Annotated in this window: 16 protein-coding genes, 1 pseudogene and 1 CRISPR repeat array; of the genes and pseudogenes, 9 read left to right on the top strand and 8 right to left on the bottom strand. The window is 45.4% G+C overall.

Annotation, left to right across the window (positions count from 1 at the left end; all coding sequences use genetic code 11):
* The first annotated feature begins 315 nt into the window (after positions 1 to 315).
* The 3 genes from QUB61_RS18045 to QUB61_RS18035 all read left to right on the top strand — a co-directional run bounded on the left by QUB61_RS18045 (position 316) and on the right by QUB61_RS18035 (position 2781).
* Positions 316 to 1905, top strand: coding sequence for a serine hydrolase (locus tag QUB61_RS18045; protein ID WP_333131005.1), 1590 nt, complete (start codon positions 316 to 318; stop codon positions 1903 to 1905).
* Between the two features lie 64 nt (positions 1906 to 1969).
* Positions 1970 to 2371, top strand: coding sequence for a hypothetical protein (locus QUB61_RS18040; RefSeq protein WP_333131002.1), 402 nt, complete (start codon positions 1970 to 1972; stop codon positions 2369 to 2371).
* 230 nt (positions 2372 to 2601) lie between these two features.
* Positions 2602 to 2781, top strand: coding sequence for a hypothetical protein (locus QUB61_RS18035; RefSeq protein WP_333131000.1), 180 nt, complete (start codon positions 2602 to 2604; stop codon positions 2779 to 2781).
* A 49-nt stretch (positions 2782 to 2830) separates the two neighbouring features.
* Here QUB61_RS18035 and QUB61_RS18030 read toward each other — a convergent pair whose 3' ends face one another.
* The 6 genes from QUB61_RS18030 to QUB61_RS18005 all read right to left on the bottom strand — a co-directional run bounded on the left by QUB61_RS18030 (position 2831) and on the right by QUB61_RS18005 (position 12134).
* Positions 2831 to 3043 (bottom strand): DUF2442 domain-containing protein, encoded by a 213-nt coding sequence (locus tag QUB61_RS18030; RefSeq protein ID WP_333130998.1) that lies wholly within the window; start codon positions 3041 to 3043, stop codon positions 2831 to 2833.
* A 204-nt stretch (positions 3044 to 3247) separates the two neighbouring features.
* Positions 3248 to 6544: direct repeats of the CRISPR family, unit length 37 nt; unit sequence GTTTCAATCCCTGATAGGGATTTAGGTTGATTCCGGC.
* A gap of 270 nt (positions 6545 to 6814) precedes the next feature.
* Positions 6815 to 7855: a GTPase ObgE gene (gene obgE, locus QUB61_RS18025; protein WP_333130996.1), complete on the bottom strand. Its 1041-nt coding sequence runs from the start codon at positions 7853 to 7855 to the stop codon at positions 6815 to 6817.
* 675 nt (positions 7856 to 8530) lie between these two features.
* Positions 8531 to 8761 (bottom strand): hypothetical protein, encoded by a 231-nt coding sequence (locus QUB61_RS18020; RefSeq protein WP_333130994.1) that lies wholly within the window; start codon positions 8759 to 8761, stop codon positions 8531 to 8533.
* A gap of 13 nt (positions 8762 to 8774) precedes the next feature.
* Complete coding sequence (locus tag QUB61_RS18015; RefSeq protein WP_333130992.1) at positions 8775 to 9668, bottom strand: Mo-dependent nitrogenase C-terminal domain-containing protein; 894 nt, start codon at positions 9666 to 9668, stop codon at positions 8775 to 8777.
* Between the two features lie 566 nt (positions 9669 to 10234).
* A complete protein-coding gene (locus QUB61_RS18010) occupies positions 10235 to 11308 on the bottom strand; it encodes a class I SAM-dependent methyltransferase (protein WP_333130990.1) in 1074 nt (357 codons plus the stop codon).
* 514 nt (positions 11309 to 11822) lie between these two features.
* A complete protein-coding gene (locus QUB61_RS18005) occupies positions 11823 to 12134 on the bottom strand; it encodes a 30S ribosomal protein PSRP-3 (RefSeq protein ID WP_333131051.1) in 312 nt (103 codons plus the stop codon).
* Between the two features lie 177 nt (positions 12135 to 12311).
* Here QUB61_RS18005 and QUB61_RS18000 point away from each other — a divergent pair, with 177 nt between their 5' ends.
* From QUB61_RS18000 to QUB61_RS17985, 4 genes are all read left to right on the top strand, one after another.
* Positions 12312 to 13115, top strand: a complete 804-nt coding sequence (locus tag QUB61_RS18000; protein WP_333131049.1) for a TIGR01548 family HAD-type hydrolase — start codon at positions 12312 to 12314, stop codon at positions 13113 to 13115.
* Positions 13116 to 13544: 429 nt separating this feature from the next.
* Entirely contained in the window at positions 13545 to 13652 is a 108-nt protein-coding gene (locus QUB61_RS17995) for a DUF1816 domain-containing protein (protein WP_333130988.1), read from the top strand.
* Positions 13653 to 14345: 693 nt separating this feature from the next.
* The gene (locus QUB61_RS17990; protein ID WP_333130986.1) at positions 14346 to 15062 is read left to right on the top strand and encodes a hypothetical protein; all 717 of its coding nucleotides are present in this window, start codon (positions 14346 to 14348) and stop codon (positions 15060 to 15062) included.
* Positions 15063 to 15140: 78 nt separating this feature from the next.
* On the top strand, positions 15141 to 18200 hold the full coding sequence (locus QUB61_RS17985) for a TIM-barrel domain-containing protein (protein ID WP_333130984.1): 3060 nt from the start codon (positions 15141 to 15143) through the stop codon (positions 18198 to 18200).
* Positions 18201 to 18623: 423 nt separating this feature from the next.
* Here the strand turns inward: QUB61_RS17985 and QUB61_RS17980 are convergent, their stop codons facing one another.
* Positions 18624 to 19442: a tetratricopeptide repeat protein gene (locus tag QUB61_RS17980; RefSeq protein ID WP_333130982.1), complete on the bottom strand. Its 819-nt coding sequence runs from the start codon at positions 19440 to 19442 to the stop codon at positions 18624 to 18626.
* Positions 19443 to 19634: 192 nt separating this feature from the next.
* Between QUB61_RS17980 and QUB61_RS17975 the strand changes: the two genes are divergently transcribed.
* Entirely contained in the window at positions 19635 to 20396 is a 762-nt protein-coding gene (locus tag QUB61_RS17975) for a cobalt-precorrin-6A reductase (protein WP_333130980.1), read from the top strand.
* A gap of 370 nt (positions 20397 to 20766) precedes the next feature.
* Complete coding sequence (locus QUB61_RS17970) at positions 20767 to 21798, top strand: NAD(P)/FAD-dependent oxidoreductase (protein WP_333130978.1); 1032 nt, start codon at positions 20767 to 20769, stop codon at positions 21796 to 21798.
* Positions 21799 to 21802: 4 nt separating this feature from the next.
* Here the strand turns inward: QUB61_RS17970 and QUB61_RS17965 are convergent.
* Positions 21803 to 21981 (bottom strand): annotated as a pseudogene (locus tag QUB61_RS17965) (IS66 family transposase); the annotation flags it as partial.

Here is a 21981-nt window from a genome sequence, read left to right as displayed (position 1 = left end):
CCGGGTTTCTTGACTAAAAACCTAAGCTTTGCGATAATTTGTGAGCAATAAACCCGGTTGCTGATACCATGCAGCGTCTGGGGCAAATCTAAAATCTAAAATCTAAAATCGATAAACCCGGTTGCTCGTACCATGCAGCGTCTGGGGCAAATCTAAAATCTAAAATCTAAAATCTAAAATCGATAAACCCGGTTGCTGATACCATTCAGCGTCTGCGGCAAATCTAAAATCTAAAATCTAAAATCTAAAATCGATTGGCTGGCAAGCACAAAAATCTTAAACTTGAACTTTACAGTAGTGATGAAGGAGTAAGACGTGGCAGAGCGGTTTCCCAAAGGATCGATATTATCGGTGATATCCTCGATATCCTCTCCCAACTCCGGCTCAAAGCAGCCTAAGTCCGGCAAAGCAAGTCAGTCTGGCAACTCGGGCCGCCGCCGGGCCCGGCCGCAAAACGGCAATTCAGAAATTCGATCGCCACAACCTCCGACTTTGGCACCGCAACAGGGCCGCAGCAGCAGAATTAGAGCCAATTCTCCGGAACCTTCGGAAGAATTGACTGCACAAGACTTTTTATCCGATCCTAGATCTGCCATTAACCCCAGAAAACCCAGAATCAGCAAAATTCCCCCGTCAAACAGTCGCCAACCAGGCAAAAAAAGCCTCGCTGCTGTGGATTTGTTCGATTTTCCCAACCCGAATCGGGAAAATGTGAGTTCGATCGCCAGCAATCCCAACAGCGAGCTTTCGACTGCAACTCCCCTGGAGCCTTCTGCGCGCATTCCAGACACGCGATCGCGCCCAAATACCAAAAAACCCCTTGTGTCGCAACCGCGTCCCCAAGCGAGCCAGAGACCCGGCAAACGCTCTGCACCTCGCACCGTGCCGCCGTTGGTGTACGCTACTCGCTTGCTGATTTTGGGAGTTGGGATTGCGGTGATTTGCGGGACCGTGCTGTCTGTGGTGAATGGTGTGACTCGAGCATCGACTGTAGCGGCAGAAGAAGAAACCACCGCAGGGCAGAAAAACCCAGCCGATAGCGCATCTGCAGCAGCGGCCGCCCCAGAAGCGCTGCAACTGAATCAAGAATTAGGGGCTTTGAAAACGCAAGTTCAGGTTTTAGCAACAGAAAATCCTACTTTGACAGCGGGAATATTTCTAGTCGATTTAGATACTGGAAGCTACCTAAATTTTAACGGCGATACTGCTTTTGCTTCAGCTAGCACGATTAAAGTACCAATTTTAGTAGCTTTTTTCCAAGCAGTAGAAGATGGCAAAGTGCAGTTAGATCAGATGCTGACGCTGAAGTCGGAACACATTGTCGGCGGTTCTGGGGAGATGCAAGACGACGCACCGGGTAAGAAGTATTCGGCTTTGGAAGTTGCTAAAAATATGATTGTTGTCAGCGACAATACGGCGACAAATATGATGATTGAGTTGTTGGGAGGTGCTGAGGTGTTGAATCAGCAGTTTGCAAATTGGGGTTTGAGGGCGACGGTTATCCGCAATAACTTGCCGGATTTGGAGGGAACTAATACTACCAGTCCCCAGGATTTGATTAATATCATAGCCCAGATCGATCGGGGGAGTTTGGTATCGGTGAAATCGCGCGATCGCATTTTGCAAATCATGCGCCAAACTAAAAACGATTCTTTGCTGCCGAAAGGTTTGGGCGAGGGTTCAGTTATTGCTCACAAAACTGGAAATATTAATACAATGCTTGCGGATGCGGGGATGGTGGATTTGCCGAACGGTAAGCGTTATTTGGTGGCGGTGATGGTGAAGCATCCGCCGGAAACTGAGAAGCCAGCTCAAACATTAATTCGGGATATTTCTCGGATGAGTTACCGCTATTTGAACGGTGGGGAAATGCCAGCCGATTCACAAGTGAAAATTAAAGATTGAAAATTCTACCGGGTTTTTTCGGCAAGTGTTGTAGACTTTATCCAACTATAAATCAGTTTGTATTATGAAACTAAACATCCGGGTTGCTTGTCTGGTAGCGCTCTCTACTTTAGCCGTCGGAGTCTTCCCCACCTTGAGTAATGCTAATCCTGTTCCTGAATATCAGACGGACGGCGTGAGAGTGATTAACAACAATATCGAACTGAATCGGGCAAAAAACTTGGCCCGTCAAGCAGCAGAAGCTGCGAATGGGGGTTTAGGCAACTATCGAGCTGAAGCTTCTATGCACGGTACTTCTAAGGAATCGCCGTTTGTTGACAATGGCGATGGAAGTTGGACTTTTACTTTTAAGGGCTACAAACCCGGTACGTCTGTCTATACTGTAGAATCGGTTGTTACTGTTTTTCAAGATGCCCGAATCAGAGTTGATTATAATGGGCGAATCCGCGAGTCAAGCGGAATTTAACAATACTTCGGACTTACTCGCAGGTACTCAGAAACCGGGTTTTTCACGAAATACTTTGTTACAGCCCCAGAAACGGTAAAAAACCCGGTTTCTTGGTGTTGATGCGTCGAGGACTGAAGTTGTTAAATAGCGATCGCCCGATTATATCAAATCCGTTAGCATCGTCCTGTATTCATCTCTCTGTTCTCTGACTCTGCGTTAAGAGCGTTCTCTGCGGTTTAATCATTCCAATGCAACCGGAATTGATATTATACTCGTTTCGGGCCGGAAGAATTAGTATTATTGAACCGCGAAGGCGCGAAGGACACGAAGGAAGAAGGAAGAAGGAAGAAGTAGATAGTCTTCTACCGGGAAGGGAGTATCATGTCCGATCGATCACCCATAATACAATTGCCGGGGCCCGTTTGTGAGATTGTCCGTTAGGGGCAAATATTATTGGTGAACCCGCCCCTACAGGAATCAGGGTAATCGACCGGACATGATATTAGAGAAATCATTAATTAAGCGTACTTGCCACTTCTGGGGCTGTGCGGGTGTCGCATTCGGCGATCGGGGATAGGAAACTAGAGGTAGGGTAATGGTTGGCCCATCCATCCAATCGAGGCTAATTCTGTCTTTGGTAAAATGGAGTTGCTTAAGTCTGTCCTCGCTTTGAATTGCCAAACTACGCATACCAAGCCTCAATAAAATTTGGTGATTTTTTTGTGCGATGAGTGTAATTTCCCAAGTTTTTTGGCACTGAATGCAATTTCATATCATGTCCGGTCGAGCGACGGCGATTTTTGTAGGGGCGGGTTCACCAACAATACCTGCCAATAATTGACCATCTCAAAAACCCGCCCCGACCGGGATATTATGGTTAATCGATCGGACATGATATCAATCCCTGATAGGGATTTAGGTTGATTCCGGCTTTGTTGCTTTGCAGTGGCGAACCCCGGGCGGGATATCTTGTTTCAATCCCTGATAGGGATTTAGGTTGATTCCGGCTAATCCCAAAGCAGAAGGAAGCGGGACTTGGCTGTTTCAATCCCTGATAGGGATTTAGGTTGATTCCGGCACGAGAAGTATCGCAAGATATCGTAGAGGGAATTTGGACGTTTCAATCCCTGATAGGGATTTAGGTTGATTCCGGCGGAATTCGTCTTTCCAAAAATCAGGAGATTTATTTAGATCCGTTTCAATCCCTGATAGGGATTTAGGTTGATTCCGGCTTCAGGAGAACCACACCCGAGGAAGCCTGCGAGGCATTGTTTCAATCCCTGATAGGGATTTAGGTTGATTCCGGCGGTAAAATAGATGACCCTTGGGAGACTCCTATACTGTTTCAATCCCTGATAGGGATTTAGGTTGATTCCGGCTTGCCCAATCTTTGCTAAAAGCAGAAATTGGCGATCGCACTTGGAAGTTTCAATCCCTGATAGGGATTTAGGTTGATTCCGGCTCACCAAGTGGACAGCCAAAAAGCTACTTTGAATATGTAGCGTTTCAATCCCTGATAGGGATTTAGGTTGATTCCGGCAATCATAATCGCACGTCAAGGGTTTTTGCGAAACTTCCATAAAATGTTTCAATCCCTGATAGGGATTTAAGTTGATTCCGGCGGGAAAAGCGAGGGTGTAGGGATCTTGCTCATTGGTTTCAATCCCTGATACGGATTTAGGTTGATTCCGGCCCTAGAGATTGCATTACCGCTAAGCTCAGTAAAGTTTCAATCCCTGATAGGGATTTAGGTTGATTCCGGCTTAGTTTTTCAGGTTTTAGTTTTTTATTCAGCAAAAAGTGTTTCAATCCCTGATAGGGATTTAGGTTGATTCCGGCATTTTAATTATGCGAGTTTGTTCAACGAACAAAATCAGTTTCAATCCCTGATAGGGATTTAGGTTGATTCCGGCCCAGCACTTACTCCAAAGACGGTACCCCATGCAAGCACCAGGTTTCAATCCCTGATAGGGATTTAGGTTGATTCCGGCGTGATTATTCCAAAGTTGAGCAACTGTTCTGCCGTAACGATCGTTTCAATCCCTGATAGGGATTTAGGTTGATTCCGGCATTGAATATTGGCGCGATCGGTCTGATGAATCAGTTTCAATCCCTGATAGGGATTTAGGTTGATTCCGGCTAGTCGGATTGGCGCAAAAATCCGAGCGGTTTTTAAAGTTTCAATCCCTGATAGGGATTTAGGTTGATTCCGGCTTGATGGAAGAATTGCTTAAGGTTTATCGGCACGTTTCAATCCCTGATAGGGATTTAGGTTGATTCCGGCCCTCACTCGAGAGAGGGCAAGTGAGCTGGTTAGGTTTCAATCCCTGATAGGGATTTAGGTTGATTCCGGCGATTGATGTATCGCGATGGTCGATGGAAAACTGGTTTCAATCCCTGATAGGGATTTAGGTTGATTCCGGCTGGGACTTTTGTCGGTTATTCGCCAGAAGCAAACAGTTTCAATCCCTGATAGGGATTTAGGTTGATTCCGGCGGGGGGTTGGTTTTACTCAGCGAATATGGAATTTTGTTTCAATCCCTGATAGGGATTTAGGTTGATTCCGGCCAATAGTTTTGCTCAAATTATTAGAGGATTGTCAGGTTTCAATCCCTGATAGGGATTTAGGTTGATTCCGGCGCATACCACTCGTAATCTGTGTACTGCCCGCGACCAGTTTCAATCCCTGATAGGGATTTAGGTTGATTCCGGCCTCAACCGTTTCTATAAACGGCTCTTTGACTGGATCAATATAGTTTCAATCCCTGATAGGGATTTAGGTTGATTCCGGCGTCCAAAAAATCCAATAATCGACCCTGGACGATGCAGTTTCAATCCCTGATAGGGATTTAGGTTGATTCCGGCAATTGAGTTTTGTCACTTTAGAGATTTGGGTCTAGAGTTTCAATCCCTGATAGGGATTTAGGTTGATTCCGGCGTCAGTGCCCCTATGATTTGCCGTAAAGTCGGCACGTTTCAATCCCTGATAGGGATTTAGGTTGATTCCGGCTTTTGTTTTAGATGGATGTACGCATTGTATCGCGTTAGGTTTCAATCCCTGATAGGGATTTAGGTTGATTCCGGCAAAAGTACGCACATTCAGTTAGAGTTTTCTCTTTAGTTTCAATCCCTGATAGGGATTTAGGTTGATTCCGGCTCTAGCACTTCAAGCTCTGTGTTATTATTTTTAGGTTTCAATCCCTGATAGGGATTTAGGTTGATTCCGGCGCCGGAGCTGGTGGTAGCTGAGGCGATCGCCCAGGTTTCAATCCCTGATAGGGATTTAGGTTGATTCCGGCGTAGGTGCTTGGGTTGTAATAGCTATGTCAAACATGTTTCAATCCCTGATAGGGATTTAGGTTGATTCCGGCTCAAAAGTCTCCTAATAACTTTTTGAATAAAATGTTTCAATCCCTGATAGGGATTTAGGTTGATTCCGGCGCGGCTGGCTCTAAACCTGTAGGTGTCAAGTCAAGTTTCAATCCCTGATAGGGATTTAGGTTGATTCCGGCTGGCGATCGAGAACCTACTCGGTTTCGCTGGAATCGACAAAACGTTTCAATCCCTGATAGGGATTTAGGTTGATTCCGGCTTTAATTCAACCTCATCCGCTGCATTAATGTAGAATTCTAACTGTTTCAATCCCTGATAGGGATTTAGGTTGATTCCGGCAAATAATCCAAAATCCTTGATGAGGAACATCAGAAATGTTTCAATCCCTGATAGGGATTTAGGTTGATTCCGGCATTTGCAAGTCCTGGAGCCTACTCGTGAGCGAGCTGCAATTGTTTCAATCCCTGATAGGGATTTAGGTTGATTCCGGCTTGCGATTTTCACACCCGGTGCAACTTGCTGATACGGGTTTCAATCCCTGATAGGGATTTAGGTTGATTCCGGCATTGGTCGGCGAGTACCAGTCGGATCACTCGGTTAGCCCAGTTTCAATCCCTGATAGGGATTTAGGTTGATTCCGGCAATTATCTCCGGGTTAATATCTGCTTGCCCCGCTGTTTCAATCCCTGATAGGGATTTAGGTTGATTCCGGCCAGAATTGGTGGACAAAGTTCCAGCAGCACAAAACGTTTCAATCCCTGATAGGGATTTAGGTTGATTCCGGCCTTTAGCGCGATGGCAGGTACTTAGTGTAATGGGGGGTTTCAATCCCTGATAGGGATTTAGGTTGATTCCGGCCGCCCGTGCCAGAAGCCTTACAGTATTTAGTTTTCAAGGTACAGTTCCGTGAAGCATCTACAAAATATCATTTCAGCCACCGCCCTGTCAAGAGACAAAATTTTCAACAACCATCAAAGCTATACACAGCAATAATTTCAGCGTTTCCGTGAATCGTTTTTTTCAGCATAGAGGCTCAAACCCTTGCCACACAAGCCATACAGCCGAAAGATTTGAACTTCTCAAAAAAACACCTACCCATTCACGGAAATTCCACGAACCAGAAAGCGATTAAACACTCGCCACGACTTCGAGTTGCGCCGCCTCTTTCTCGTTCATCTCGTCGAGTTTCTGCCAAACTTGCTGCATCAATTCATCCAACCCAACTCGACTCACAGCCGAAATAAACAAAATCGAACCACCGCTAATTTCTTTAAGTCGGCTGGTTAAATTAGCGATTTCTTCGCTTTCGAGGTCGATCGCATCTACCTTATTAAAAGCCAAAATATGCGGTTTCTGGGCCAAACCCCGCCCGTAAGCTTTCAACTCTTCCTGAATTGTGACGTAATTGGCGATCGGATCTTCATCCGTAATATCGATCAAATGCAGCAACAACCGAGTTCGTTCGATGTGCCGCAAAAACTCGTAACCCAAACCCGCACCTTCGTGAGCCCCCTCAATCAATCCCGGAATATCTGCAAACACCGTACCGTCGCCAGTCGGTTTTCTGACTACGCCCAAATTCGGGACCAAAGTAGTAAACGGATAATCTGCTATCTTGGGGCGAGCCGCAGACAAAGCAGAAATTAAAGTGGATTTGCCAGCATTCGGCAGCCCGAGAATACCCACTTCAGCTAATAGCTTCAATTCCAAACGCAAAAATTTGTGTTCGCCTTCTTTTCCCGGCATCGCATAATCAGGAGCGCGGTTAGAATTAGTCAGAAAACACTTATTCCCCAAACCGCCTTTGCCGCCTTGGGCAACGCAAAAAGTCTGTCCCGGCCTTACTAAATCTGCTAAGATTGCCTGAGTTTCCGCGTCGTAAACAACTGTACCGCAGGGAACTTCAATTGTGCGATCGTCCCCCGAAGCCCCCGTCATATTCTTCGGCGCGCCGCGCTTCCCGTCTTCCGCTTTAAAAATCCGGTTGTACTGAAAATCTAGCAGCGTTTGCAGGCTTTCCACCGCCACCATAAACACAGAACCGCCCCGCCCGCCCGTGCCGCCGCTGGGCCCGCCCGCCGGAACATACTTTTCTCTGCGAAAAGCTACCATACCGTCGCCGCCTTTGCCGGCTGCGACTTGAATATCTGCTCGATCGATAAATTGCATAATTTAGTCAGTAGTCAATAGTCAGCAGTCAATAGTCATTAGTTATTATTATACCAGATACAAGTACCGTCTTCCCTTCTTCCTTTAGTCCGGCTCTGCGGACGACAGCCAAGTTTACTTGCGATTTACAGTTACCACAAAAATATAGCAATCCTAAATCATTTGTTAATTCTTACTCCCTCCCCGAACTCGTGGGGAGGGTTGGGGTGGGGTAAAAAATTTACGACTCCTGCAAGGATTGCTATAGCAATCCTAAATCATTTGTTAATTCTTACTCCCTCCCCGAACTCGCGGGGAGGGTTGGGGTGGGGTAAAAAATTTACGACTCCTGCAAGGATTGCTATATAATTATAGCTATTCTGAAAAGTAGTGCATAGCGAGAGATTGTAAGCGAGCATCTGTAGGGAAAGCGCACTGCCGTTTCTGGCTCCTAAATCTGCGACTTTTAATAATTTGTATAAGATTGAAGATTGTACTAAGAGTTTTGTTTAATTAGTATTATCAAAGCAGAATTGATATTAGCAGGACTCACGCACAAAAACTGAATAAGCCGGGTTTTTATAATAATGAGGCGGATAGCTGTAAAAATGTTTTTTTATGGAAAAATTAGGATTTTAAATCCTCTTAGGTTTTTAAATCCTCGCAAATCCTCTACTGCAAATTAGCAATTGCTAATTACAGTAATTCTGCAAATACTGATTTATAGCAACCAGCAACCGCCAAGACGGTTAGGACATTCTTAATTGCTGAAACCATTGCTATTACTCCTTCTTCCTTCTTCCTTCTTCCTTCTTCCTTCTTCCTTCTTCCTTCTTCCTTCTTCCTTCTTCCTTCTTCTATAACGTGCTTGTGGGCGCATTCTACAAATAGAGGTTCTGCGCCCAGGAATGAAATAGCAACTCGCAATTACCCTCTCCTACTAACAATATGACGATACATCTTCCTTACATTCATCCGCCAAATAGCAGAGAGCTCGAAAGCGCATCCCCACTAACTGTTCGTAAAGCGGGTTAATCTGGCACATCGCCGGAATGTGGACGATTTTGCGACCAAATAATACGATATCTCGCTCAAACGGACACTGCGGCGGAATAACTTTACAGACAAAGTGTGCCAATCTGGGGTCGTGAATTTCCCAGCCGTCGAGCCAGTCTTTTACCGGTTGCAGGACATTTTTTTGGTGAGGTTGAGGTAGCCGAGATGAAAGCGGTGTTCCGACGGCGGGGAGGACATTCGCATCAAAGACTATTTGGCTGGTGGGCCCCTGCGGATCGCACTTGCTGTCTTCGATTGTCTGTCGCAGAGCTTCTATAGCCTCCACGTTCTGACCCAAAGCTGTGCAAAAACTGTAGATTACCTCGTCTTCGCTGCTCGAATATGTACCGTCTGCCAAGGCTACCATTACTGCTGTCCTCAAAAAATCCTCGCCTTTGGCGGTGTCTTGCCCAAACGCAGCGGCTAGTTCCTCTGCGGTAATCGGTTCAAAATTCCCCTCAAAAGATACCGGCTGTAGTTCATCCTCAGTTAGATTCGCAATCATTTTTTGCTCGTATTCGTCAAAGTTGCCGTCTGCCCAAGCAATAGTCAGCAATCCGCGCAGCCAAGCAGTAATCTCTTCATTGGTGCAGGAAGATTTAACGTTACTCATTAGCCTTTCCATTTGGATATACCAGTCAATTTGGTCGTTTACAGCGGGAGGAATATTTGCCTCCAAAAAAATATTACTGCTTTTTTGTTCGATCGACGATCTATTAGTAGAAGGTTGGTGCCTGAAGATTGCTCCAAACGTTTGTAGTGGACGTGTTAAAAGCATATTTGTTTCTCAGGAGCATCGCTGACTAGCGAGCTAATCTATTGGTTTGTTCTATTCCCTAAAATGTCATCTATCAGAAGGAATAGGTTTGTTTAATTCATCTTAACTCTAGTTGCACCGATTGAGATGGCGATCGAATTTTTTTATTTAAGCCCGATTGCCCTTAGCAACCCAATTTTTCGCAAGAAATAAAAGGTTGGCAAGCGAAGGATCTAATCAGGCACTGGGTTTCTCACCCAGGCGCGATCGAACTTCGCTGTCTTTACATTTTAATATATATTTTTGTAAATTTTTCTGTGCCGGCAGCACAATATTAACAGCGAGCAGGCTTTAAGCTGTTGAAAGAAAAATATATGAGGAAACAGTTACCGCCGCTAAAAGGTTTTGATTGCTGTGTCCGTCTAGAAATGACCGAAAGCATCCAGGATACAAGCCCCCGGATTCATCCGTCCAGAAATAAAAAACCTGTATCCGATGAAACTTGCCCCCCGAATTTATCCGTGGGGCCAAAGCTTCAATTCTTTAATCTAAAATCTAAAATCTAAAATCGATTGACCGATTTTTTTTTAACTTCGGCGGCACAAAATCCAGCGCAATTCCATGGGCGGGCGTGCGTTTGCCATCGGGAATACATCTCGACCGGTGGCCCAACTGGGAAACCAGGGCGTCGGCGGCCAGGCTCCTTCCGGCAGGTGGTGGCGTTCGTACTCAAACACCAATTCGTCGGATATTTGGACTAAGGGCAACCCTTCCATTGCGGTGGCGAGTTCTTGGGGCGTAAATAAAGTAGACCAGGAGAGTTGGGCAACTTGTCGCACCAGGGCATCAGGCTGGTAGTCGCCGACAGTTAAAAACGTGCTGAACAGCAACAGACCTCCGGGACACAGGGAATCGCACATTTTAGCCAGGAAAAGCCGTACTTGATCGCTGTCTCGAAAATGTGAAATGACTTCGGCGGCCACTGCCAACTGGTAGCGGGCCGGTTTCATCCGCATTAAGGGGTCGAGCACATCGCCTTCAGTCACAGTCACGGGAAGGTTTTCGGCTGTTACTGCAGCTTTCAATTGTTCTGCAAAAGCTGGAGTTAGTTCGATCGCATCCACAGAATAGCCCAATCTCGCCAGCGGCAAGGTATTGCGGCCGGTACCAGCCCCCACATCCAAAATCCGCACTCGATCGGGCGTACCCAATTTAGCAGCCGTTGCCATCAATTTTGCATCTGGATGAGAGCCGAAAAGCGGAGGTTCTCTGGTGTCTACCCAGCTTTTGTACTGTTCTCCAACTGTTGAGGTAGTAACAATCACTTTGCAGGCTAAACCGGTTTGCGGCGGCTGTACTGATTCGTATTGCAGGATCAGCATCGATGCTGTGGAAGTGCGGTAGCCTTGTTCTAACTTGTTGACTAAAAGCTTGCTGAGTTCCTCTCTGCGGTCTTCTGGCAGGGGTCTGTCGAGAGTGCGAAATAGCTGTTCGATCGACTTGAGATAGTGGCTTAGCATTCCCGGGACGCAGGGGAAAACTAATTCTCCGCGAGCGATTATGCGAGTATTAATTTTGTAGAGGATAGCTTGCTGGAGGATATCGGGATTTACTACCAGCGGTAGCTGTTCGGTCTGGTTGATTGTACTTTCGGCGCCCATAAAATCCGCGAAGAAGTCATTAATTATTAGTTATTAGTCATTAGTCATTAGTCATTAGTCATTAGTCATTAGACCTCTCCAATAATTATTGTGGAACAGGCATCTTGCCTGTTCAAGACTGGCTTTTCTGGAGATGTCTATTAGTCATTAGTCATTAGTTATTAGTCATTAGTCATAGGGAAGTCTTTTGAGAGCTGACTGTACAATTTAAGAGTAGAAAAAAGCCGATTTTAGATTTATTTGGTTTGGTTGCTTAGTCTTTTTAGATTGTAGAAAATCCGATTTGAGAGCTTTATTTTAGATAAATCTCAAATCTCAAATCTCAAATCGACCAAGCCCAAAACCAGAGTAGATCCCAAAATCGGAGTTAGTATCAAGATCAGCTGTAGCGCATTTAAATTGTATGTTTTACGGCGAGGTGGAAAAAGCGTCAAATCCTCTCGCCTTCTCCCCTCTCTCCTTCCCCCGTCAGCCATAACAGGCAATTTATATGGGTAGCAAATTAAAGCTGCGCTTAGTTGCTGCCGGTAAAAGTCACTTGAGGGAACTTTGACTGAGCTTCAGTCATCGGGCGCCGTCTGCCTTCCTCTTGCCAGTAGTTGATTACTTCTGTGGCTTGGTTGAGGATTTCGACCCGATCGTTCTCAGCAATCCAGTGTTTGGCTTCGAGTTCGTTTTTGAGGTCTTCCCACGCATCTTTGCGAGGCCAGAAAAAGTAGGATGTCAGCGGGCTAGTTCCTTTGCCGACCACTTGGTCAACGGCGAGGGCAACATTCTCTTCTAGCCAGAGAACTTTTAAGATGAACTTGGACAAGCAAACCTCCAGGGTTCCGATCGAACTTGTTAAAAATTTCTACAATCGCTAAGCGTAGCACACTGTGTTCGATAATGGGTCATCAGTGATTAAAAGTTTTGTGGGGCGGCTGGTTTTAGCGCCGCTCTGGGGCTTGAAACCGATAAAATTTGGGTTCTCACGCGCCCTAGGTACAAGGATGGTTAAGTGGTGAACAGAGTTATTGTAGTCTTCGACATTGACGGTGTGGTGCGGGATGTGTCCGGTTCCTACCGGCGGGCGATCGCCGATGCGGTGGAGCATTTCACGGCGGGTGCTTTTCGCCCAAATTCTCTCGATATCGACTCTCTGAAGTCTGAGGGAGTGTGGAATAATGACTGGCAGGCATCTTTCGAGTTAGTTTGCCGTTATTTTGAGGGGATTGGGCTCAAGCGCAGCGAACTCGCTCTCAACTATGACGAATTAGTAGCTTTCTTCCAAAGTCGCTATCGCGGGCCTGACGATAAAAATTGGACTGGTTACATTTGCGGCGAACCGCTGCTGTTAAGTCCCGCTTACCTGGAAAGTTTAACTTTCGGGGGAGTTGTTTGGGGCTTTTTTAGCGGAGCGATGCGAGATGAGGCTGCTTACGTTTTGTCAGGAAAACTGAGTTTAAATTCCCCTGTGTTGGTCGCTATGGAAGATGCACCGGGAAAACCCGCTCCGGCTGGACTTTTCTCCGCAATTGAACAGTTGGAAAACCTGCACGGTTTAGAAAAAAATTTGCCCGTGATTTACGCTGGAGATACGGTTGCCGATATTTATACGGTTGTCAAAGCGGCGCAATTGCAACCGTCGCGCGTTTGGTTGGGGATGGGAATTTTGCCGCCTCATGTTTTGGATGATGCTGTGCGCTGTGAGGTTTATGCTGCTGGGCTGAAAAATGCCGGTGCAGCAGCAGTTTTCAGGAATGTAGAGGAGTTGACCGCTGCACGGATTTGGGAATTAGTTAAATCAAAGAAAGTCGGCGGTTAAAACTCATATGTTACACCCTTCTCAATAACAGGCAAGATACCTGTTCCACAACAGATAAATTGGGCGTTGCTCATTAACAGTCTGAACTCATATGTTGCACCATTGTCAATTAACCTTTTATGAACACGCTTTCCGGCCTGTGAAGCGAGAAAATTTATCTTTTGTGGAACAGGCCGGAAAGCCTGTTGCTGACAATAATGCAAGATATCAGTATGAAGCAACTTTTTTCGGAAGTTACAAAACTCACCCTCCGAGGGCCGATCGCAATTCCGAACTATTCAATTCATCCCTATATTAAGCAACGCCCAATTTAGATGCAGAACAGCTTATGTCCGAACCCATGCACCGCAAATTATCAGTGTTGGCCAAGAAAACCGGGCGCAAAAAAGTTGAAATCGTGCCGATAAGGCTGGAAGATTGACATCGTGAGTGGAAATCATCACCGCGAGTCCTCGATGTACCTACTACTTTAGACTTTTTCTGACTGCCAAGGAAGCCGAAGAAGCTCAGGATGGCTATCTGCAAGATTTGGAATAAAGAAGAGGGACTTAGGGGTATGGTGGAAATTAAGCGCTGTAAACCTACTGACTTAACGCAGAAGTGTTGCGTGTTGCTAAAAAAATCAAAAATTGAACTATATTATGGTATAAAGACCGCCACAAAATTAAGTTAATTATCAAATATTATGATAAATAGTCAGAGAAAAATTGTCAAATATTTGTCAAATATTTAGTCAAAGACTTGCCGAGAAATGATTGTTCAGTTTTAAAGACAAGATTATGGGTGGAAACCTGGTTTCATTTTATTATCAATCAAAGCTTGAGCAGCCTGAGAGGCTTGACGAGTTATCTTATATGTATCTTATATTGATCAATAAACTACTAGATAAATTAAGATATTTACAACTAATAATACCGGAAAAATTATTTGTATAACTTTATACAATATAATTATTTGGCAGAAGTAAAACACTTACAGGATTAGTATGTTTCTACTAAATGTAAAGTTTTGTAAGCATTTTCAACACTTCTGGAATTAACGATGTAGGATATTTTCCCATAAATCGTTGAGCTAGGTGTTTGGGCCGCGTTTAGCGGCTTGCCCTAGCTCGAAGTGAATGTTAGGACACTCAATCCATCTATTAATTCATTCTCTTAAGTTTTGGGATGTCCCCATTCCTTTCTGATGCTTACCTAAATTCAGCAACAAAAAAAACCCAAGGTGATTTCAATGCCGGATAATACTGAAAAACCGATCGGGTTTTCGGAAAAATATCTGAAAACTACATGGCTGACGAATGTTCGGAACTATTATATTGAAAACCGGACAATCGTCGTGAATCTTGGCAATAAAAAGGCGCATATTTCAGTTACGCCAGAAAAATATTTGCTTCCTCGGACTTCCACAATTCTCAAAGAAGTTAGCATTAAAGATGGTGACTCTTTGCTGCTCATCGAAATCTTGGATGAAACCAATATCGGCGGTATAGTATTAGATTCTCTATGGAATCAACTGGGAGAACTAATCGATTTTCCCAAAGATGTGCCCTTGTGGAAATCTCCCCAATATGACTTGGGAAGGGTCAAATTCGATCCCTACTTTGTAACGGGACAATCCGATAAACCTAAAGACAGCAACATCAAAGAATACCAACTTAAGGTAAATTTGTGGTTTGCCCCAGCTAAGAGCAATTGCGCGATCCACAACAAACACATGGTGCCGGATTTCCTAGAGGTTCATACTCAAATTTACGGTACGGGAAGGATGCAAAAGTTTCATGCCAATAACTTCGATACCATCTACCAAGATGTAATTATGAGTCCAGGTGAGACTCATATTCCCTTTGCTAATGTGGCAGAAGATGGTCACTTTGTTTATCCGTGGCATCAGTATTATTCTGATACTGACTGCATTTGGATGGCTAATGAATTTCATCCGATCAATTAGATAAGAGCGCTCGGATGGCGAATGAATTTAATCACTGACTGAACGACGGATAGTGTTTTTTATTACCCCAGGAGAGTCATGTCGAATCAATTTTTTTCGGAAAACGATGCCTACAAATTTCTCACAGTAGAACAGTATTTTGACAGGTATAAAGAGTGGGAGAGGCTGGGAGAAGTAAAAAGTCAGGCGTTCAATCCAGACTCAAAAACTTTGACGCTTAATTTTAGCAAGAGTGATGGTAATCCATGCAGTATGCTCATACAGTTCCCCCAGAAGGATACCTTCCGGTTGCGCTTCAATCCCGGAAAAACTGCCGAGGACTATCCAGAAGAAAATAGTCCTTCAGTAATTTTGAAGACCTTTACAGATTTGACCAGACTGCTCGACCAGAGGGAACCCTTTGACATCGATGTCACAGATACCAGCAACAGTATCCAACTGGTGACGAAGCCTCAGGATGATGATACGAACGATCGCCGTGAAATGAAAGTGGTTGTCAACTATAAGCCATTTTCAATTACCGTCTATAAGTTTGCCCCACATGAAGAATATATTGTTTGGCAAACTGCAGGTACTGCGATTTATTTTACTCCTAACGGAAATGAGGATTACGCCATTATCCAGGCGGTGAAGAAGCCACCCAATGCCAAATATGTTGGCTTTGGCGAACAAGGCGGGCAGTCTCTGAGCAAAAATACCGCACAAGTCAACTATTTCAACTTTGATAATATGCGGTACCGGCAGGTTTACAATCGTGGCCCGTTAGACCCACGGGAACCTCTTTACCACTCAGAACCCTTCTTTTATGAATTTTATGGGGTTCCGGAATACAATAGCGTCAATGGCCTTTTTATTGAAAATACCGGTCAAGTCCTGGTGGACATCGGTTATACCAACTCCAGTCGCTATAAGTTTGGGACTCGCTTTGGCGACCTTGACTTCTTTTTCTTTATCGGAGATGACCCTGCCAACATTCTAGATAGTTATACAGAAATTGTGGGCAGACCGCGCTTGAAACCCCGCTATTGCTTGGGATATCAGCAAGGTTGTTATGGGTACGAACGTCAGGAAATTGTGGAATGGGCAGTCCGCAAGCATCGGGAATACCAAATTCCTCTTGATGGGATGCACATTGATGTAGATATCCAGAAAAACTACCAAACCTTCACAATCGATCTCGATAAATTCCCCGACCCCTCTGGAATGTTTCAGCGCTTAAAAGATCGGGGCGTGAAATGTAGCACCAACATTACCCCAGTTATTAGTTCCTTAGATCCGAACTATTCAACTTACGCCGAAGCCAAGGAAAAAGGTTATTTCGTACTCGACAAGCGTCACGATCCCGAGAATCCTGCTAGCAAGGTTTACCAGCTTTATGGTAGCGGTAATGAATACTCTCCCAATAATGGGTGGGTTGAAGGTTTCAATAGTGGCGAACCCTATCTTGGTGGAGTGTACTACGGCAACGATTCTTACAATAATGAGCTAGGAACTCCTGGTCATTACGCGGATCTGGGTCGGCAAGAGGTACGTGAGTGGTGGGGAACCCAATATAAATACCTCTACTCTATGGGGCTAGAAATGGTTTGGCAGGATATGACGACACCTGCGATCCGCGAGAATCGTGGAGATATGAAGGGCTTTCCATTTCGTTTGTTGGTGACGGATGATTCCCTATCTGCAGCGCAGCCTAAATTCACCCCGGCGATTAAGGTGTGGAATTTGTACTCTTACAATCTTCACAAAGCCACATATCAGGGACTCAACCGTCTGCACGAACTCAACGATCCCAAATACCCTAACTTAATTGAGAGAAAGAACAAGCGGAACTTCATTATCGGACGCGGCAGCTTCAGCGGCGTGCATCGATTTGCGGGATTGTGGAATGGTGACAACTCTTCGGACTGGGATTTTCTGAAGATGAATGTCTCGCAAGTGCTATCCCTTGGTTTGTGCGGATTAGCAATCAACGGTCAGGATATTGGCGGTTTTGAAGCTTCAGCGGTGGATGAAGGCAAATGGGCTAGTCCAGAACTGCTGATTCGGTGGACAGCGGCAGGTGCCTTCCTGCCCTGGTTCCGGAATCATTATGTCCGCAAAGGGCGTAAAGAGTTTCAAGAGCCATTCATGTATGTAGAATGGTTTAACGAATATCATGGTGGCAATCTGCCAGAGCCTCAAGAGTTGTACCGCATGGTATTGCCGATTTGCAAGCACTACATTGAATTGCGCTATCGGCTCTTACAATTGTTCTATGACGCGATGTTTGAGAACTCGCTCAATGGAATGCCGATATCTCGACCCTTGTTTCTTAACGATCCCCAGGACCAATCGCTCTACAATGACAAAGAAGCTTTCCTAGACAATGAGTTCTTTGTGGGTAAGGATCTCTTGATTGCTCCGATTTTAGACCCCGAGGACGCCCACTCACTTGTGAAAAACGCCGGCTTGCGGGATGTTTATCTCCCATGGGGCAGTGATTGGTACTGTTTTATGGACAATGCTCTGCCCCTTGGTGATGCTGTTGAGGGTGGTACAACTATCCGAGATTTTGATGCTAGTCTTCATCTAGAAGGCCATCACATTAACTTCATTGTTCCGATGTATGTGCGATCGGGCGCAATCATTCCTACGATTGAACTGGAACAATATGTGGGACAACTGAATAAGGAAGGTAAGCCGAATCCGATCGCTCTGAATGTCTATCCGGGCAAGAGTGGTGAATACACCATGTTTCTTGATGATGGGGTGAGCCGTTCTTCTGCTCCTAAGATGGAAGAAGGATGCGGATGGGATGACGACGCTAACGACGAATATCGCAAGACCAAGATCACCCACTCCTACACTGGTGAAAAGACTCGCGAGATTAAAGTAGAGCGCGTTCATGATGGATACACACCGCAGTTTGAAACCTATTTCTTTGTAGCGGTATTGCACGATCCCTCTGAAACCGCAGGGCCTTCTGGTTACTTGAAGAGTGTCAAGATAGCAGGACAAGAGGTTCCACAGGTTCAAGTGAGTGATTATCTAAAGGCATCTTCGGAGAATGGGTGGTCTTACAACGATTCCATTCGTATGAGTTTAATAAAGGTGTTGGATAACAGCCCAAGTATCACCATAGTGGCAGAATATTTCTAATGGCTGGGTGATTAGAGCGATTCTTAGTTTAGTGGCGTTGCGGATTAACGGTATGAACTGAGATGTTGGACCTTTCTCAATAAGCTTTTTATGAACAGGCAAGATGCCTGTTCCACAAAGAGTGAATTTTAGGAACAGGCATCTTGCCTGTTCTTGAGAAGGGTGCAAGATGTGAGTATGAACAACTTTTTCTGAAGTTGCAAAACTCACTCTCAAGCGGGCTTATGGCAATTCCGAACTATTGAATTCATCCCTGTATTAAGCAACGCCGCTATTATGGCCTCTGCCTTCTGCCTTCTGCCTTCTGCCTTCTTCCTTCTGCTATACTTCCGATGACATTTGGCAATTCTTGGGAGCATCCCTTTTTGTAAAAATACCCTACAATCATCGGGATGCTCGCAATTTTCCATTGGCATTTTGAGATTATTGCAAGTGCAAGAATTTGTCTAATGCACTGACTGCAACTGGCGGCCAGCGGCGGGTATGGGCAACCCAATCGAGGTCTTTGTAGCGGGAATCTAGGCCGACTGCTGCTACCCAATTGCTCTCAGCTTCGCCGCGCTTTCCTGCTTCCCAAAGACAGGCGCTGAGGGCGGCTCTCATGTCGGCAAATTGGGGGTATCTGCGGACGATGTTTTTCATGTTGCGAATTGCTTCTTTGGTTTGCCCGTTTTGATAAAGTGCGAGGGCGTGGTTGGCGCGGGCAAAGGCGTATTCGGGGGCTAATTCAAAGGCTTTGCTGTAGTCGGCAATTGCTTGTTCCCATTTTCCTAAACCGGCTTCGGCGTTGCCTCGGTTGTTGTAGGCTGCTGGATCTTTGGGGTCTAATTCTAGCACGTGATTGTAATCGGCGAGCGCTTCTTCCCAGCGTCCTAAACCTTCTAAGGCGGTGCCGCGGTTTAGGTAGGGATCGGGGGCGTCGGGAGCTAGTTCGATCGCTCTTTCGTAGTCGGAAATTGCTGCTTGTAGCTTGTTTTGGCTGACTCTAGAATTGCCTCGGTTGCTCCAAGCGGGGGCTTGTGAGGGAAATTTGTCAATGATTTGAGTCCAAAAAGTTTCAGCGGCGGGAAATTTGCCTTCATTTGTAGCTTCAAAAGCTTTTTGAACGAGTTCTCCCAATTCCTGTTGGGGATCGGCGATATCTGTTGGTTGTACTTGTGCGGTAGCGGGCGCGATATTTCCCAACCAAACTAACCCGGTTACAATTAATACTGTAAAAAATGTGAAAAATGAGCGAATCATCGTTGTTGGCAGTTTAAACTTTACTAAACATATTATTAACCGAATTTGCGGGCGTTGCTTGGATAGTACCAGTTTCAAAAAAGGATGTGACGGTAGGCAACCTCTAAACGCTTATTTCATCGGTAATTTACAATTCTTTAATCTTTCATCTAAAATCTTTAATCTAAAATGGCATAAGTTAGGTGTAATTGGGTGAAAAAACGGTTGCTAATTTTGGGGGGGACGGGGGATGCTGCTGAATTGGCGGCAAGAGCGTCTCAAATCGCTGAAATCGAGGTGATATCTTCGCTAGCAGGACGCACTCAACAGCCTTTGACCCCAAAAACGGGAGGAGTGCGAATTGGGGGGTTTGGTGGGGCGGCTGGGCTGGCTGCGTTTTTGCTCGATCGCCCGATCGATTTGTTAATTGATGCTACTCATCCGTTTGCGGCTCAGATTTCTGCCAATGCTGCTGTTGCTGCTGCTGAATGTAATGTGCCCTATTTGATGCTGGTGCGTCCAGCTTGGGAGAGGGTGGAGGGCGATCGCTGGATTGAGGTTGCCAGCCACTCGGAGGCTGCAACAGCTTTATTAGGGCAGTCTCAGCGGGTGTTTCTCACCATTGGCAGGCAGGAATTGGCGGAGTTTGCGGGTTTGGATGCTATTTGGTTTTTGATGCGGGCGATCGATCCTCCGGCACTAAATACTCCTGTTCCTAACGGTAAATTGTTATTAGCAAGGGGGCCTTTTACCTGGGAAGACGAGCGCCAACTTCTATTAGAATATCAGATTGATACAATTGTTAGCAAAAACAGCGGGGGCGGTGCTACTTATGCGAAAATTGCTGCGGCTAGGGAACTGGGAATTCCGGTTGTGATGGTGCAGCGGCCGCAGATTCCCGATGTTGAGCAGGTTGCTGATGTGGAAGGGGCGATCGCTTGGTTAATTAAGCAGTTATTAGTTATTAGTTATTAGTTACATCCTTGGCGCGATCGGACTGTGCCGATCGCCTAAACTAAGGTTGTAGCAGCCAGACTGCAAGGATTCATCTCCTCCAAGCGTCTAAGCTGTCACGCATTTAAATTGCATATTCAGGGCGGGCGAGACACCCCACAAGACACCGAATTGTTTGTTGACATTCTATTTAAATGCACAACAGCTTATAACCAACTAAGCTACTATCAGCAGTTGGGGTTAAGGTCACGAATCTGACGGGGTGACAACGCCTCTGTCTTTTTTGAGAGCGATCGATTTAAACTCTTCGGAGTGCAAGGCTTTCCGGTTTTTTGTCACTGCCTCAGCAAAATTACTCTAATAACCATACCCAATCAGGAGACTCAAATATATGCAATACAAAAACGGTATGCCAATTGCCATTATTGGCGCGGGAATATCAGGAATTACGACAGCCCAAATTCTGAAGAAAAATGGCTTCCAAGCAGTTGTTTTCGAGAAATCCGAAAAGCTTGGCGGAGTATGGGCACTTGCCTACCCAAACGTACACCTGCAAAATATCAGGGAACAGTATCATTTATCTGATTTTCCCTGGCCATTCACCTCAGATTTACATCCTACCGGAGAACAAATCCTGAATTATTGGGGGCAAGCGGTCAAGCATCTAAAACTTGATGTGCGGTTAAATCACGAAGTTATCGAACTAAAAGAAACAGAAGATGGCTGGCTATTAAGATATAAAAACCAGGATGGCGTTCACGAAGAATTATTTGGATACGTCATTATCTCAGTTGGGCAATATACAGAAGGAAAGTATCAACCTGAATTTCCAGGTATCGAAGATTTCGGCGGGAAAATCATCACTGAACGGGATGTCCGCACGCTGGATATATTCGATAATCAACGAGTTGTAATCGTTGGCTTCGGAAAAAGCGCCTTAGACATGACGACTTTCGCAGCAAAACAAGGCGCGCAAGTAAATCATGTATTTCGTACACCGCGCTGGCTTATCCCGGAATGGATTTTGGGCGTACATTTTACCTACGCATTATTCAGCCGCTTTGGGACAGTGATGATGACAAGTTGGGCACATCCAACCGCCATTGAACGTTTCCTGCACAATCGCCTTGGCTTCATTGTTTCAGGTTTTTGGGATTTGATTGCATCCATCTTCCGCTTTCAAGTTCAGCGAAATGTTTCTGGAAAAAGCCAAGCCGCCCAGGGTCGCATCAAAGCTGTACAACCAGACCACAAACTATTGCCTGATTTACGTTCAGCCACAGCGCTTGCGCCTAAGGATTACTATCCGTTTATTGCAGAAGGAAAAATCTCCCCCCACCGTGCAGAATTATCTGGTTTTTCGTCAGAAGCAGTAAAGTTGAAAAATGGTTGCGAGATTCCATGCGATTTAGTCGTTTTGTAAGGATTCAGGTCTTTGATTGAGGAACAAGAGAAGGCATGAAAAAGCCACAAGAATGGGCAGATATAGCATCACGGAAAAAAGCTATTGCGCTTTTACCCTGAAACCGACAAGTCTGAATCACAGATAACAAATCAGCAGTTTGTTCAAACCGAGACATTGACCGGGAGCCCCCAGATACCTTAC

Source organism: Microcoleus sp. C2D2 (genome assembly GCF_036702495.1).
In the GTDB taxonomy this organism is placed as follows: domain Bacteria; phylum Cyanobacteriota; class Cyanobacteriia; order Cyanobacteriales; family Microcoleaceae; genus Microcoleus.
Note: the sequence above shows the minus strand (reverse complement) of the source record. Positions and strands in the feature narration are given on the sequence as shown.